At 63.5% G+C, this 14,164-nt stretch carries 15 protein-coding genes; 4 read left to right on the top strand and 11 right to left on the bottom strand.

The genetic code is table 11. The features are described from left to right. Window positions 1–4 precede the first annotated feature (4 nt). The 7 genes from NL532_RS13170 to NL532_RS13200 all read right to left on the bottom strand — a co-directional run bounded on the left by NL532_RS13170 (window position 5) and on the right by NL532_RS13200 (window position 5,510). Window positions 5–487, bottom strand: a complete 483-nt coding sequence (locus tag NL532_RS13170) for a (2Fe-2S)-binding protein (protein ID WP_023746979.1) — start codon at window positions 485–487, stop codon at window positions 5–7. Between the two features lie 60 nt (window positions 488–547). Next, window positions 548–1,342 carry an FAD binding domain-containing protein gene (locus NL532_RS13175; protein WP_023753578.1) on the bottom strand — a complete coding sequence of 265 codons (795 nt, stop codon included), beginning with the start codon at window positions 1,340–1,342 and terminating at the stop codon, window positions 548–550. A gap of 16 nt (window positions 1,343–1,358) precedes the next feature. After that, window positions 1,359–1,802, bottom strand: a complete 444-nt coding sequence (locus NL532_RS13180) for an SRPBCC family protein (RefSeq protein WP_023753577.1) — start codon at window positions 1,800–1,802, stop codon at window positions 1,359–1,361. A gap of 113 nt (window positions 1,803–1,915) precedes the next feature. After that, on the bottom strand, window positions 1,916–2,743 hold the full coding sequence (locus tag NL532_RS13185) for an AraC family transcriptional regulator (RefSeq protein WP_023829206.1): 828 nt from the start codon (window positions 2,741–2,743) through the stop codon (window positions 1,916–1,918). Between the two features lie 176 nt (window positions 2,744–2,919). Then, a complete protein-coding gene (locus NL532_RS13190; RefSeq protein WP_023829207.1) occupies window positions 2,920–3,690 on the bottom strand; it encodes an SDR family oxidoreductase in 771 nt (256 codons plus the stop codon). A 39-nt stretch (window positions 3,691–3,729) separates the two neighbouring features. Further along, window positions 3,730–4,728, bottom strand: a complete 999-nt coding sequence (locus NL532_RS13195; protein WP_023673048.1) for an ABC transporter permease — start codon at window positions 4,726–4,728, stop codon at window positions 3,730–3,732. Between the two features lie 41 nt (window positions 4,729–4,769). Next, window positions 4,770–5,510 carry an ATP-binding cassette domain-containing protein gene (locus NL532_RS13200; RefSeq protein ID WP_023682237.1) on the bottom strand — a complete coding sequence of 247 codons (741 nt, stop codon included), beginning with the start codon at window positions 5,508–5,510 and terminating at the stop codon, window positions 4,770–4,772. Between the two features lie 466 nt (window positions 5,511–5,976). Here NL532_RS13200 and NL532_RS13205 point away from each other — a divergent pair, with 466 nt between their 5' ends. Together NL532_RS13205 and NL532_RS13210 are read left to right on the top strand one after the other, a co-directional pair. Further along, entirely contained in the window at window positions 5,977–6,966 is a 990-nt protein-coding gene (locus tag NL532_RS13205) for a sugar-binding protein (protein WP_023673050.1), read from the top strand. A gap of 179 nt (window positions 6,967–7,145) precedes the next feature. Then, on the top strand, window positions 7,146–7,928 hold the full coding sequence (locus NL532_RS13210) for a FadR/GntR family transcriptional regulator (RefSeq protein WP_023712091.1): 783 nt from the start codon (window positions 7,146–7,148) through the stop codon (window positions 7,926–7,928). An 18-nt stretch (window positions 7,929–7,946) separates the two neighbouring features. Here NL532_RS13210 and NL532_RS13215 read toward each other — a convergent pair whose 3' ends face one another. Continuing rightward, the gene (locus tag NL532_RS13215) at window positions 7,947–8,885 is read right to left on the bottom strand and encodes an NAD(P)-dependent oxidoreductase (RefSeq protein WP_023682235.1); all 939 of its coding nucleotides are present in this window, start codon (window positions 8,883–8,885) and stop codon (window positions 7,947–7,949) included. 117 nt (window positions 8,886–9,002) lie between these two features. Between NL532_RS13215 and NL532_RS13220 the strand changes: the two genes are divergently transcribed. Continuing rightward, window positions 9,003–9,893 (top strand): NAD-dependent epimerase/dehydratase family protein, encoded by an 891-nt coding sequence (locus NL532_RS13220; RefSeq protein ID WP_023712090.1) that lies wholly within the window; start codon window positions 9,003–9,005, stop codon window positions 9,891–9,893. A 118-nt stretch (window positions 9,894–10,011) separates the two neighbouring features. Next, the gene (locus NL532_RS13225; RefSeq protein ID WP_023725423.1) at window positions 10,012–10,788 is read left to right on the top strand and encodes a FadR/GntR family transcriptional regulator; all 777 of its coding nucleotides are present in this window, start codon (window positions 10,012–10,014) and stop codon (window positions 10,786–10,788) included. Between the two features lie 149 nt (window positions 10,789–10,937). Here NL532_RS13225 and NL532_RS13230 read toward each other — a convergent pair whose 3' ends face one another. Genes NL532_RS13230 through NL532_RS13240 form a run of 3 tightly spaced genes read right to left on the bottom strand, consistent with a single transcriptional unit; the run spans window position 10,938 to window position 14,026 of the window. Further along, window positions 10,938–12,044, bottom strand: a complete 1,107-nt coding sequence (locus NL532_RS13230; protein WP_023673056.1) for a Gfo/Idh/MocA family protein — start codon at window positions 12,042–12,044, stop codon at window positions 10,938–10,940. A gap of 33 nt (window positions 12,045–12,077) precedes the next feature. Next, window positions 12,078–12,914 (bottom strand): ATP-binding cassette domain-containing protein, encoded by an 837-nt coding sequence (locus tag NL532_RS13235; RefSeq protein ID WP_050588879.1) that lies wholly within the window; start codon window positions 12,912–12,914, stop codon window positions 12,078–12,080. After that, the gene (locus NL532_RS13240) at window positions 12,911–14,026 is read right to left on the bottom strand and encodes an ABC transporter permease (protein ID WP_023687958.1); all 1,116 of its coding nucleotides are present in this window, start codon (window positions 14,024–14,026) and stop codon (window positions 12,911–12,913) included. The genes NL532_RS13235 and NL532_RS13240 overlap by 4 nt, the downstream gene beginning before the upstream one ends. Window positions 14,027–14,164 lie beyond the last annotated feature (138 nt).

Genomic DNA, 14,164 nt, shown 5'->3' on the forward strand with positions numbered 1-14,164 from the left:
GTCCTTAGGCCGCGTTCTGCGAATTGGCTCGGGCCGCCGTCAGCACCGCCTGGATGATCGGCTCGTAGCCGGTGCAGCGGCAGATGTTGCCGGACAGCGCCTCGATCACGTCCTCGCGGCTCGGATTGGGCGTGTGGTCGAGCAGCACCTTGGCGGCCATGATCATGCCCGGCGTGCAGAAGCCGCATTGCGTGGCGAAGGCATCGAGGAAGGCACGCTGCAGCGGGTGCAGCACGCCGGCCTCAGCGAGGCCCGATGTGGTGCGGATGTCGGCGCCGCTGCAGGTCTCGGCCAGGGTCAGGCAAGAGAGCCGGAGTTCGCCGTCGATGATGACCGAACAGGCGCCGCAGGTGCCCTGGTGGCAGCCGCCCTTGGGCGAGGTGTCGCCGATCTTGTCGCGCAGCGCGTGCAGCAGCGTCGTGCCGCTGTCGACAAATTCGGCCTTCTCCGAGCCGTTGAGCGTGAACTGAACCGGAACCTTTGCCATGTTTTCCTCCCAGCGCGCCTGCCCGATTGATCGGACAGACGCGCGCCCCCCAAGCGGTGGTTAAGTAAGCAGCAGCCGGCCGAGATGGACCGGCAGAACCTCGGCGCGATACCAGGCGCTGGCGATCGGGTCGGTGATTGGCGAAGCGCCTTCACCGGCTGCAGCCAGCGCCGCTGCGACGCCCTCCTGCTCGAGCCTGCTGCCGATCAGTGCCTTTTCCGCAGCACGGGCGCGCATCGGCCGGTCTGCCATGCAGCCGAGCGCGATCCGCGCCGAGGAGACAGTGCCGTCGCCGGCCTGTTCGAGAACGGCGGCGATGCTGAGTACCGAGACGCCCTTCGGCTTGACCCGCGACACTTTCAGGAAGCGGAAATTCTCGGTCTTCGGCAACGCGAAGGCGACTGACGTGACGATGGCGCGGCTGTCGTCCCGCCTGGCCAGAAAATCCTCGATAGGCAATTCCCCATCATCGGTGCCGACCGTCGCATCCAACGCCAGCAGGGCGACAGCGAAATCACCGTAGGGCGCGGGTGCGAACAGATTGCCGCCGACAGTCGCCATATTGCGGATCGCCGGGCCGCCGACGGCGCGCGCAGCCTTGGACAGCGCCGCAAGCTCGGGATGGCGGGCGATAGCCGCCATCGTCACCGAAGCGCCTATGCGGACCTTGCCGCCGGCAACGGTGATCCCGGAAAGGGTCGGATCGGTCGAGCGGACAAGGCCGGAGACGGAGATATCGCCTTCATTGGCGGCGCGCACGACCAGTGTGCCGCCGCCGAGATAGCGGGTGCCGGGCGCCTTCAGCGCCGCGTTGGCATCCCTGACGGCCGAAAAGGTCTGGAGGGCAAGCGCCATGGCAGTCTCCCCTGACTCAGCTCTGGCCAGAAAAATGGCTCTTCAACGCATTGAAGCCACCCTGGAAGACATTGGCGGCCATGCCGGCGGCGATCTTGTCGGCCTCGTCGGGTGCCGCGTCGAAGCTCGCGGTCCATTCGGCATAGGTGCGGTCGCCGTCTGTCACGCGGCGCAATTGCAGCGTCGCCTTGTGATTGGTCAGCGGTTGCGGCGTTTCGAGGATCGAATAGCTGACGCGGAAATCCGCATCGGAGAAGTCGAGCAGTTTTTCGCGGATACGCGCGCCGCTGGCGAGCTCGAAATTACGCACGCAGCCGATGGTTTCGGCGCTCTTGCCGTCTTCGATATGGCTCTTGACCATGCGCGGATGCCAGCCCGGCAGGCCGTTGAAGTCGCGGATGCGCACCCAGACCTTTTCGACCGGCGCGTCGATGACGCTGGAGACGGTGACTTCAGCCATATGATCATTCCCCTACGAATTCGATACGCTGCAGGGTAGGGCGGCGGCCGGCGCTGCGCTTATCAATGGGTCTTGCGGCCCTATCAAGGAGTCTGAAAAACGAGCGGCTTGGCTCAGGCCATGGCCCGCGCCGCCTCGCGGTAAAGCGTCGGCGGCACCCCGACATGGTCGCGGAAGAAGCGCGAGAAATTGCCCTGGGTGGTGAAGCCGAGATTGCAGGCGACCGAGATCAGCGGCTCCTGCGACCACTGCAGCTGCCGCACGGCTTCCTCCATGCGCAGCGTGTTCCAGTAGACATTGGGCGTCAGATTGGTCTGTTCCTTGAATAAAGCAAAGAAGTGCGGCCGCGACAGGCCGACGCTGCGGGCGACGTCGTCGAACGAGATGCGTTCGCAGACATTGGCCTTCATCAGCTGGATCGCCTTGCGGACGCGGAAATCCTGCATGGTGTTGACGCGGATGCGCGCCTCCTGCGGCGCCGAGGCGTCGGCAGCGTCAAGCACGCTATCGATGAAGCGCTCGATCTCGTAATTGGCGACGTCGTCGATGCTTTCATTATCGCTCAAATGATCGAGCAGGTTGGCGGCGGCCTGGTGCAGCCATGGTTCGAGCGTGATCGCAGCCTGTGCAAACAACGGCGCCGACGAAGGCAGGTCGCGGCGCCGGCGCGCCCAATCCGGATCGATGTAGAAAGCGAGGAACAGGCCGGGCCTGCCGTTCTGCGACAGAATGTGGCTGTGTGGCTGGTAGGAATTGATGCCGGCGGCGGTGCTGGGACCCAGCGGCACCGTCTCGCGGCCGACGGTCATCTCGCCGGCCGTGCCCTCCAGCCAGATGATGATGTGGGCCTCGACATGCGCATGGGTGACGAAGTCGCTGGCGACATTCAGGACAGAAACATGTCCGAACCGGCCCCAATAGAGCCTGATCGCGTCCTTCATGGGTATACCTCCCGCAGACGACTGGCCTCCCTTCGCCTGCAACGGGATTGTGCGGCTGAGTTCGGGGTCGCGTCAAGGCTGGGAGGTGTGGTGAGCTTGGGGGGCCGCTTATGCCGACGGATTTTCAGACTGAGCGATAGGGCTTCCCCTTCTCCCACAGGAGAAGGGAAGAACCGTCAAACCGAAGCCGTCATGCCGCCGTCGACATAAAGCGTATGGCCGTTGACGAAGGACGAGGCGTCGGAGGCGAGGAACACGGCGGCGCCGATCAGTTCGTCGACATACCCCCAGCGGCCGGCCGGCGTGCGCTTTTCCAGCCAGGCGGAGAATTCCTGGTTGTCGACCAGCGCCTGGTTCATCTCGGTGCGGAAATAGCCGGGGGCGATGGCATTGATCTGCAAGCCGTGTTTCGCCCAGTCGGTGCACATGCCCCTGGTCAAATTGCGGATTGCGCCCTTGGTGGCCGTATAGGGCGCGATGTTGGGCCGGGCGAGTTCGCTCTGCACCGAGCCGATGTTGATGATCTTGCCCTTGCCGCGCGCGATCATATTGCGGGCGACCGCCTTGCCGGCATGGAAGGCGCCGGAGACATTGGTCTTGAACAGCCGCTCCCACTGCTCCTCGGGAAAGTCCTCGAGCGGAGCGCGGAACTGCACGCCGGCATTGTTGATCAGGATGTCGATGGCGCCGATCTCGGCCTCGACGCGGGCGACATCGGCATCGACCGCGCGAAAATCCGTCACGTCGAAGGTCGAGGGGTGCGCTTTGAAGCCGGCATCGCGCAAGCCGGCGACGGCACCGGCAACCTTGCCGGCATCGCGGCCGTTGAGCACGACACTTGCGCCATGCTCGGCAAGGCCGCGCGCTAGCGCCAGGCCGATGCCCTGGCCGGAGCCGGTGATCAGCGCCAGCCGGCCGTTGAGCTCGAACAGGGATTTCGATGTCAAGGCAACGGTTTCCAGCCGAAAGGTTCAGTCCAAAAACATTCAGTCATTGCGCCTGAAGTTGCGGATCCGGTCGAACAGCACCGCGAGCAGGATGGCGCCGCCGATGAACACGCCTTGCCAGAAAGCATTGATGCCGAGCAGACCAAGGCTGTTGCGGATCACTTCGATGAGCGCGGCACCGACAATGGCGCCGAAGGCGGTGCCGACGCCGCCGGCGAGATTGGCGCCGCCAATGACCGTGGCGGCGATGACCTGCAGTTCCATGCCGGTTCCGAGATTGGTGGTGACGGCGCCCAGCCATCCGGTCTGGATGATGCCGGCAATGCCCGCCGCCAGCGCCGAGATCATATAGACGGCGACCTTGATCTGCTTGACGGGAACGCCGGTCAGCGTCGCCGCGTGCTCATTGCCGCCAATGGCGAAGATGTGGCGGCCAAACTTGGTCCAGCGCAGCGTGAAGCCGGTGATCAGCGCCAAAAGGATCATGTAGAGCACCGGATTGGCGATGCCGAACACCCAGGCACCGCCGCCCAGCGCCAGAAGCTTGTCGTGATCCGGGCCGAATTGGAAGACGACGGTGTTGTTGGAGGCGACCATGGCGAGGCTGCGGGCAATCGACAGCATACCGAGCGTCACCACGAAGGGTGGAAAGCCGAGATAGGCGATCATGATGCCGTTGAAGGCGCCTATGGCGAGCGCGGTGGCGATCGAGGCGAGGATGCCGACCTCGATGGAGTAGCCGGCATGCATGGTGACGGCCAGCACCATTGACGACAGGCAGAGCACCGAACCGACCGACAGGTCGATGCCACCGGTGATGATGACGAAGGTCATGCCGAGCGCGATGATGGCGACGAAGGTGATGTTGCGGGTGATGTTGTAAAGGTTCTTCGACGTTGCGAAGGCGTCGGTGGCAAAAGACAGGAACAGGCAGGCCAGGATGACCGCGATCACCACCCAGAAGGTCTGGCTGGCAAACAGTCTTGCCGGCAAGGATTGCTGCTTTTGTTCGATCGGCTGGTCAATTGTCAGTGCCATCGTCGACCTTCATCTGCTGTGCGTGGTGAAATTCGCTGAGATCAAACCTGTTCGATGGCGCCGGTGATCAGCCCGGTGACTTCCTCGGGCGAACTTGACGCAATCGTCTTGTCGGCGACCTTGCGGCCGCGCCGCATGACGATGACGCGGTCGGCGACGGTGAACACGTCAGGCATGCGGTGGCTGATCAGCACCACTGCGATGCCCTGGTCGCGCAAATGGCGGATCAGGTTCAGCACTTCGGCGACCTGGCGCACCGAGATCGCGGCCGTCGGTTCGTCCATCAACACGATCTTGGCCTGCGACAGCATGGTGCGCGCGATCGCCACCGCCTGACGCTGGCCGCCCGACATCTGCTTGACGAGGTCGCGCGGACGGGTCTCGGACTTCAACTCGGCGAATAGCTGGCCGGCGCGCTTGTACATGGCGGCATAGTCGAGGATGCGTAAAGGGCCGAGGCCGCGGCGCAATTCACGGCCGAGATAGACATTGGCGGCAGCGGTCAGATTGTTGCACAGCGCCAGGTCCTGGTGGACGATCTCGATGCCGTGCTGGCGAGCTTCCGCCGGCTTGTGCAGGATCAACTCCTTGCCGTCCATCCGCATGACGCCATGGCTGGGGCGGAAATTGCCGGCGATCATCTTGACCAGCGTCGACTTGCCGGCGCCGTTGTCGCCCATCAGGCCGACCACCTGTCCGGGCTCGATCGACAGCGATACGTCGTTGACCGCCTGGATTGCGCCGAAATGCCTCGAGATATTGGTGAGTTCGAGAACCGCCACCAGTCTTTGCCTCCCCGTGTTTTGCGACCCGCTGCTGTTCCCGGCGTGAATGCCGGCGCTGCTTTGGCCCCGCTCTCCCCATCTCCTCCCGGAAACAGCGTCAGCGTTGTTTTACGCAAAAGCCGGCGCTCGTCAATCAATTGTCGGACGAATTGAAGCGTTGGTTATCCAAAAATCCGTTTTGTAGGACAAATAGCATTGACGTTGGCCGCAAGCCGATATTAGCTAAGCGTCGGAGGAGATTGTGCCGATGTCGCTGGCGGTTAGCCGGGCGGAATCGGCGGAGGTTTATCGGTCGAGGTTGCGGCGCCACCCATGTGTTGAGCCGGGCCAATGCCGCATCTGGAAATGCTTATCGATCTGTCTTGGCGACACGAGTGCTCGTGAAACGAACCTCGGTCATTAAGCATCCGGTCGATCTGTGTGGCGGGCACGCCGTGTCCGTCTGTTTCAAGGGAGGACTGACATGAGGAAAACACTTTTGCTCGCCGCCGTCGCCGCCATGGCGCTGGGCGCCGGGCCGGCTTTGGCCAAGAAACAGCTCGTAATCGTGGTGAAGGGTCTCGACAATCCATTCTTCGAAGCCATCCACCAGGGCTGCGAGAAATGGAACAAGGAAAATGCCAGCTCGGAATATGAATGCTTCTACACCGGCCCGGCATCGACTTCCGACGAGGCGGGCGAGGCGCAGATCGTTCAGGACATGCTGAGCAAGGCCGACACGGTGGCAATGGCGATCTCGCCATCCAACGCGCCGCTGATCGCGCAGACGATCAAGACCGCCAATCCGACGATCCCGATCATGACGCTCGACGCCGATCTCAGCAAGGAAGATGCCGCGCTGCGCAAGACCTATCTCGGCACCGACAACTATTTGATGGGTCACAAGATCGGCGAGTACATCAAGAAGGGCAAGCCGAACGGCGGCACGATCTGTACCATCGAAGGCAATCCCGCGGCCGACAACATCCTGCGCCGGGCGCAGGGCATGCGTGACGCGCTGTCGGGCAAGGAAGGCCTGGCGGCACTTGCCGGCGAAGGCGGCTGGACCGAAGTTGCCGGTTGCCCGGTGTTCACCAATGACGACGGCGCCAAGGGCGTGCAGGCGATGACCGACATCCTCGCCGCCAATCCCAAGCTCGACGCCTTCGGCATCATGGGCGGCTGGCCGCTGTTTGGCGCACCGCAGCCCTATCGCGACCTGTTCGGGCCGCTCAAGGACCGCATCGCCAGCAACGACTTCGTCATCGGTGCCGCCGATACGATCGGCGATGAAGTGGCGATCGCCCGTGACGGCCTTGTAACTGCTCTGGTTGGTCAGCGGCCGTTCGAAATGGGCTACAAGGCACCATCGGTGATGATCGATCTGGTCGAAGGCAAGGCCGTCGCCGATCCGGTGTTCACCGGCCTCGACGAATGCACCAAGGACACGGTCGACACCTGCATCCAGAAGTAGGTTCTCGATTTCGGGGCGCCCTTTGACGGGCGCCCCGTCTCTTCCCGGACGGACGCAACGGTTGGGGCAGCAGGCTCCGGCTTTGACGCGTCTGTAGTTTGGATTTTCGGCAACGAGATCGGCGCGCCGTGCAGGTTCGGACCAGTCCGGACGCAGACGGCCGACGCATTGGAACGTGAATGCCGGACGAGAAATCAAAGAAGCGAGCCGAGCGGGCCAAGGCACAAGCCAGCCGCGGTCCGGCTGTCATGCGCAGGGCCGGTGCCGCGCATTTTCCGGGAGCGAGCGTCCATGTCTCGCTGGCCGGCGAGATCGGCCTCAGAATCGTGCGAGGCGATTATCCGCCCGGCACGATTCTGCCCAACGAGGCCAAATGGGCCGAGACCTTCGATGTCAGTCGTTCGGCGGTGCGCGAAGCCATCAAGATGCTGATGGCCAAAAGCCTGCTGGCTTCACGGCCCAAGATCGGCAGCTGGGTCGAGCCCAGGGAACGCTGGAACCTGCTCGACCGCGATGTGCTGGCCTGGTACGCGACCGGGCCGGACCGGGAGGCCTTCCTGCGCACGGTGCAGGAGTTCCGTCACATCATCGAGCCGGAAGCGTCGGCCTTTGCCGCCACGCGGCGCAGCGACGAGCAGATGGACGAGATCAGCCAAGCCTGTCGTGAGATGGGCGAGGCTTTGAACCTGCAGGAGCGTATCCGCGCCGACACGCGTTTTCACCTCGCCATATTGCGCGCCTCGGGCAACGATCTGCTGGTGCCGCTTGGCGTTCTGATCGAGTCGGCGCTCGATCATCTCTTTGTCTTCGTCACACGCGAGACCAGCGATCAGCGGCGGGCGCAGGCGCTGCATGAGGCGATCGAGAAGAACATCCGCCTGCAGCGTCCTGCGGCCGCGCGCAATGCGGTGCACAAACTGCTCGCCAACACCGACGATGTTATCGGCCGGTCGAGGCGCTGACACAGGCTTTTCGCCACCTCAAATCGTCTGCTTCTTGCCATCCTTGCTGGGCATCAGGTCGACGCCGTTGACCTTGCCGATATATGTCGCCAGCATCGGCACGAATTGCTCGGCCGGGCCAGTGGCATGGGCACCGGCGAAGGAGTTCTTGGTGGCGTTGCCGAGCGGGTTGGCGATGCCGGCCGCACCCGCCATCGATTCCAGATAGGTCAGGTCCTTGAAGGCGTTGGCGATGGTGAATTTATGCGCGTCGCGGTCGCCCTCCAGCGTCCAGCGCATGAAGGTCTGGTAGAAGCCGCAATCCATGCGGCCGTTGCGGATGACGCTGTCGAAACGCGGTGGCGAGATGCCGACCTTCTCGGCCAGCGCCAGCGCCTCGGAATAGATCGCGGCATAGCCCAGCGAGATGAAGTTGTTGAGCAGCTTCATGCGGTGGCCGTCACCGGTATCGCCAATATGGACGATGCGGCCGGCCCAGGTTTCGATGACCGGCTTCACACGGGCAAACAGCGCGTCGGGCGCGCCGACCATGGCGTCGAGCGTGCCTTCCCAGGCTTCCTTCGGGGTGCGGCTGAGCGGTGCATCGACGAAGTCGACGCCGATCTCCTTCAGTTCCGCCGCCAGCGCTACCGTCGAGACCGGATCGGCGGTCGAGCAGTCGACGACAACCGAGCCTCTTTTCAGGCCCTCCTTGAGGCCGCCGGGGCCACGGATGATGGCTTCGACCTCGCGCGAGCCGGTGACGCAGATGAAGACGATATCGGATGCCGCTGCCACCTCACGCGAGGTGGCCACTTCCTTCGCACCGCGGCCAGCCAAGTCTTCCGCCGGCTTGCGGTTCTTGCGGCCGAGGAAGGTCAGGCCATAGCCCTTGTCCACGATGTTCTTGGCAATGCCGTGCCCCATCAGGCCAAGGCCGATAAAGCCGATCTTTTCGCTCGCGGCGGTCGTGGTCATGTCTTGAAGTCCTGTTGCGATGATTGATAGTGGGCGCCGCCGTCTGGCGGGCGAGGGTGGTTGCGGAATGCCATATTGTCTGACAATACACGGAAATCCTAGGCATTGGAGACGAAAATGACGAAGCGGATCATGTTCACCGGCGGCAGCGGCAAGGCCGGTCGCCATGTCGTGCAATATCTGGTCGAACAGGGCTGCCAGGTGCTCAACATCGACACCAGGCCGCTCGACAATCCCAAGGTACGCACGCTGATCACCGACATCACCGACAGCGGCCAGGTGTTCAACGCGCTGTCGAGCTATATGGGTCTGCACGAATTCGACCCGTCGCTGCGCCCGCAGCCGGTCGATGCCGTGGTGCACTTCGCCGCCATACCGCGCATCATGATCACGACCGACAATGAGGTGTTCCGCATCAATGCGATGGGCACCTACAACGTCATCGAGGCGGCGGTGAAGCTTGGCATCCCCAAGGTGGTGATCGCGTCCAGCGAGACCACCTACGGCGTGGTGTTCGCCAATGAACCGCGCGACCCCAAATATTTTCCCCTCGATGAAGAATACGACGTCGATCCGATGGACAGCTATGCTCTGTCCAAGGTCGTCAACGAGCACACGGCGCGCGCCTTTGCGCAGCGCAACGGCACCGATATCTATGCGTTGCGCATCGGCAACGTCATCGAGCCGCACGAATATTCGCTGTTTCCGAAGTGGTTTGCCGATCCGGGCTTTCGCAAGCGCATCGCCTGGAGCTATGTCGACGCGCGCGATCTCGGCCAGATCGCGCTGCGCGCCGTTGAAACGGACGGGCTCGGCTTCCAGGTGTTCAACGCCGCCAATGACGACACCTCGTCCGACCTGCCGACAGCGGAACTGTTGAAGCGGTTTTATCCCGACGTGCCGGTCAAGACGAAGCTCGGCGAATATGAAACGCTGCTTTCCAACCGCAAGGCCAGGGACATGCTCGGCTTCCGTCCCGAGCACAGCTGGCGCAAATACGTCAAATAGGACTGGCAAATTGGGCTTTGGGGCAAGGTTGTAACCTGATCTGTGCACAGGCGCAGGCTTTGCCGTCTGCGCCCGGCACTCTGCTTGACAGCTTTCGAAATCCGGACTTTGTGGACGCATGAGGGACGGAAAGCCGAATAAGGGAACGAAGCCTGAAAAGGGGGCATCCGCCGAGCGCCCGGCGGCCCTTCGCCGGGCTGACGCGACCCGGATGCCCGGCACCAGCGTGCATGCGTCACTGGCCAGCGAAATCGGGCTTCGGATCGTGCGCGGCGACTATCCGCCGGGCACCATCCTGCCCAATGAAGCCAAATGGTCCGAAACCTTCAACGTCAGCCGCTCGGCGGTGCGTGAGGCGATCAAGATGCTGATGGCCAAAAGCCTTCTGGCATCGCGCCCCAAGATCGGCAGCTGGGTGGAGCCCAGGGAGCGCTGGAACCTGCTCGATCGCGATGTGCTCGCCTGGTACGCGACCGCGCCCGACCGTGAGGTGTTCCTGAAGACGGTGCAGGAATTCCGCCATATCATCGAGCCGGAAGCGACTGCCTTCGCCGCCATGCGACGCACCGAAGAGCAGATGGCCGAGATCAGCCAGGCCTGCCGCGAGATGGGCGAGGCGCCGAGCCTGCAGGAGCGCACGCGCGCCGATACGCGTTTCCATCTGGCCATCCTGCGCGCCTCCGGCAACGATCTGCTGGTGCCGCTCGGCGTGCTGATCGAATCCGCCTTCGATCATCTGTTCACCTATACGACGCGCGAACTCGACGATCTGCAGCATGCACAGCAACTGCACGAGGCGATCGAGAAGGCCATCCGCCTGCAGCGGCCGGAGGCGGCCCGCAACGCGGTGCGCAAGCTGCTCGCCAATACCGACGGCGTCATCAACACCCGGTAGGATATGCTGATATTCAGGTGAGGCCGGCCTGCAAACGCCGGCTTTCTGCGCTTCCGGTGCTCACTTACTTAAGTACGCTCCGCTCCGGTTCTCGAAATCCAACGTTTTCGGCGCGGCCTGACCTGAATCTCAACACATCCTGCGAGCGCTCAGCCGGCCTGCGAAGTGGCCAGGTGCTGCCTGGTCAGCGCGACCAGCAGCGCCTGGTCGCGGGCGGCGTGCTCGGGGCGGTTGACCACCTCGTCGCCATTGACGATCGCACCCCAGAAGCCGCGCAGTTCCTCGACGAAGGCTTCGCCGTAGCCGGCACGCAGATCCCTTGTCGACAGTGTGTGGCCGTCCGAGGTCTTCACAGTCAGCCGGGTCGGATGATGGTTGAGCCAGGGCGAGGGGAATTCGAGCTCAAGGCTGGCATCGTCGAAGAAGAGCGTGATGCGTTCCTTGTAGTCGGCGAGCTTCGGCACGGTGAGATGCGTCATCGTCCACAGCGCCTGGCCGTCGAGCAGTTTTACCGCGCCCTGGCCGCCATCGCCATTGGCGAAGATCTGCGCGCCGACAACCTCGCCCTCCGGCACGCTGAGCGCGTCGAGCAGGCCGTGCACGGCATTCACATCGTGAATCAAGGCGGAGCTGTAAGCGCCGGTAAACCCACGGAAAGCCAGATCGGTCATGGGCTGGCCGATGGCGCGCTCGACCTGTTGTTTCTGCCTGGCTTGCGCGGCGGCAATCAGCTCCTCGGGAATGTCGTTGCCGCGCTTGTAGCGCTGGTGGGCGATGAACGGCCAGGCATCGGGATCGTTGACCTCGACCGAGACGGACCGCAACGTCTTTGCCGTGCCGGGCAGCGAGGCCAGCGCCAGCCGGTAGCTCGGATCGAAGCGCTTCATATAGCCGACCTGCATGACCTTGCCGGCCTTGTCGCGCGCGGCGATGATCTCGGCGATTTCCGCCGGGGAATAGCAGAGCGGCTTTTCGCAGAAGACATGCAGGCCGCGCCCGAGTGCGGCCAGTACCTGCTCGTGATGCAGCGGGTCGGGCGAGCCGATGACGACGGCGTCGAGCTTCTGGCCGAACAGTTGCTCCGGCGTTTCGAAATTGGCGATGCCGTGAATTTCGCTGACATATTCCCGCGAAATCCTTGACGGGTCGGCAACGCCGACCAGTTCGAACAGGTCGCCGAGCCGCAACAGGTTTGGAATATGCTCGACCTGCGAAATCATGCCGGCGCCGATGACGCCGACGCGTATCCTGCTCATGCTGTTAATACTCTCTGCAAAAGTGTTCCAGGCTCAGGGTGCGGCGGCCGGCCGGTTGCCGATCTGCGCCAACAGCCCGGCAATCTCAGCTTCCACCGCCTTCAAATCCTCGCCGCCCGACATGATGGAAATCACCTCGTCGCGCGAGATCTCGGACTTGGCGTATGTACCGCGATTGCGGCCGCGGTTGAGCAGCGTGAAAGTGTCACCGACAGGGTAGGCGTGGTGGATGTTGTGGCTGATGAAGATCACGGCCAGGCCGCGTATGCGCGCCTCGATGATGAATTTCAGCACCATCGCCGCCTGATGCACGCCGAGCGCCGAGGTCGGTTCGTCCAAAATCAGCACCTTGGCGCCGAAATGCACGGCGCGTGCGATCGCCACCGACTGGCGCTCGCCGCCCGACAGCGTGCCGACGGCCTGCGTCGGGTCGCGCACGTCGATGCCGATATCGGCCATCGCCTGGCGGGCAATTGTGTTGGCGCGCTCCTTGTCGAAGCGCGAGAAGGGCAGGCGGCTTCTGGTCGGCTCGCGGCCGAGGAAGAAGTTGCGCGTGATCGACATCAGCGAGATCATGCCGAGGTCCTGGAAGACCGTCGCGACGCCGAGGTCCTGCGCGTCGCGCGGGCTGCGGAACGTGACGGGCTTGCCGTCGACGAAAATCTCGCCCTTGGTCGGCCGGTGCACGCCCGACAGAACCTTGATCAGCGTCGACTTGCCGGCGCCGTTGTCGCCCAGCAAGCAGTGCACCTCGCCGGGATAGACCTTGATGTCGATATCCTGCAGCGCGCGCACCGAGCCGAAATTGACCGATACACCACGCAATTCCATGGCTGGCTGGATGGCCGGGGATGGGTTTGGATAGGTCATTTGCCACCTCCGCGTCCGAGCGCCTTGAGGCGGATGTAGTTGTTGACGAGCACGGCCATCAAGATGACGATGCCGAGGAAGACCTTGAACCAGTCGGTGTCGATGCCGGTGTAGAAGATGCCCATCTGCACCAGGCCGAAGATCAGCGCGCCGAACAGCACGCCATAGACGGTGCCGTAGCCGCCGGTGAGCAGCACGCCGCCGATGACCGCGGCGATGATCGCCTCGAATTCCTTGAGCAGGCCGCGCGTGGTGTCGGCGGAGCCGGCCTCCATCACCTGGATGGTGGCAAGCAAGGTCGCGGCACAGGCGGTGTAGATGAACAGCGCGATCTTAACCCGGTCGACCGGCACGCCGACATTGCGGGCGGCATTGAGGTCGCCGCCGGTGGCGAAGATCCAGTTGCCGTATTTGGTCTGGGTCAAGACATAGCCGGCAAGCGCTGTCAGTCCGAGCCACCAGACGATCGACATCGGAATGCCGACGACGAAGGGAATGCCGTCGGTGCGGGTGGCGATCCAACCTTGCGTGCCCATCCATTGGAAGAAGCCAGTCAGGAGATGGCCGTTGAACAGGCCCGCGGTTGCCGGGTCCGGCGCGCCGTCGAGGATGTAGGGGATCTGCGTGCGGCCGGTGACGGCGCGGGTGATGCCGATCGACAGGCCGCGCAGGATGTAGAGCGACGCCAGCGTCACGATGAAGGAGGGCAGGCGGGTCTTCACAACGATCAGGCCGTTGACGTAGCCGGTGAGGATGGCGACAGCGAAGGCGCAGGCGATGCCGCCCCACAGCGGCAAGCCCCAATATTTCACCGTCAGTCCGATGACGACGCCGGCGAAGCCGACCATCGAGCCGACGGAGAGATCGAACTCGCCGGCGATGATGAGAAGGGCTGCGGCCGTGGCGATGATGCCGAGTTCGGCTGCCAGCGTCAGGAAGGTCATCGACCCCTGTAGCGAATAGAGGTTCGACGCACCCGGCAGCAGGGCGAAGATGATGACGGTGGCGATGAGGCCGCCGGCGGCACCGGCTTCGGGCCGGCGCAGCCATTGCGTCAGCCGGCCGGTGCTGGCCAGCCGCTCGTCAGTGCCGGCAGCCCGTTTCGACGTCATGCCGAAACGGTCCTTGCCCAGTACCCCGGGGGCCGGCGCTTCTGGAGGTATCGCCTTGTCTTCCACAACAGCCATTAGGCTCCCCAATCGCTCACTTCGCAATCTCGACCAGAGACGGGAGCGCATGGCGGCTCCCCG

The organism is Mesorhizobium sp. C120A, assembly GCF_030323105.1.
Classification (GTDB): domain Bacteria; phylum Pseudomonadota; class Alphaproteobacteria; order Rhizobiales; family Rhizobiaceae; genus Mesorhizobium.

Excerpts from the sequence above, each read along its gene's own strand:
- NL532_RS13180 (WP_023753577.1), bottom strand. The coding sequence starts at position 1,802 with ATGGCTGAAGTCACCGTCTCCAGCGTCATCGACGCGCCGGTCGAAAAG.
- NL532_RS13240 (WP_023687958.1), bottom strand. The coding sequence starts at position 14,026 with ATGACGTCGAAACGGGCTGCCGGCACTGACGAGCGGCTGGCCAGCACC.
- NL532_RS13175 (WP_023753578.1), bottom strand. The coding sequence starts at position 1,342 with ATGGCGCTTGCCCTCCAGACCTTTTCGGCCGTCAGGGATGCCAACGCG.
- NL532_RS13225 (WP_023725423.1), top strand. The coding sequence starts at position 10,012 with ATGAGGGACGGAAAGCCGAATAAGGGAACGAAGCCTGAAAAGGGGGCA.
- NL532_RS13185 (WP_023829206.1), bottom strand. The coding sequence starts at position 2,743 with ATGAAGGACGCGATCAGGCTCTATTGGGGCCGGTTCGGACATGTTTCT.
- NL532_RS13220 (WP_023712090.1), top strand. The coding sequence starts at position 9,003 with ATGACGAAGCGGATCATGTTCACCGGCGGCAGCGGCAAGGCCGGTCGC.
- NL532_RS13215 (WP_023682235.1), bottom strand. The coding sequence starts at position 8,885 with ATGACCACGACCGCCGCGAGCGAAAAGATCGGCTTTATCGGCCTTGGC.
- NL532_RS13210 (WP_023712091.1), top strand. The coding sequence starts at position 7,146 with ATGCCGGACGAGAAATCAAAGAAGCGAGCCGAGCGGGCCAAGGCACAA.
- NL532_RS13230 (WP_023673056.1), bottom strand. The coding sequence starts at position 12,044 with ATGAGCAGGATACGCGTCGGCGTCATCGGCGCCGGCATGATTTCGCAG.
- NL532_RS13170 (WP_023746979.1), bottom strand. The coding sequence starts at position 487 with ATGGCAAAGGTTCCGGTTCAGTTCACGCTCAACGGCTCGGAGAAGGCC.
- NL532_RS13195 (WP_023673048.1), bottom strand. The coding sequence starts at position 4,728 with ATGGCACTGACAATTGACCAGCCGATCGAACAAAAGCAGCAATCCTTG.
- NL532_RS13205 (WP_023673050.1), top strand. The coding sequence starts at position 5,977 with ATGAGGAAAACACTTTTGCTCGCCGCCGTCGCCGCCATGGCGCTGGGC.
- NL532_RS13235 (WP_050588879.1), bottom strand. The coding sequence starts at position 12,914 with ATGACCTATCCAAACCCATCCCCGGCCATCCAGCCAGCCATGGAATTG.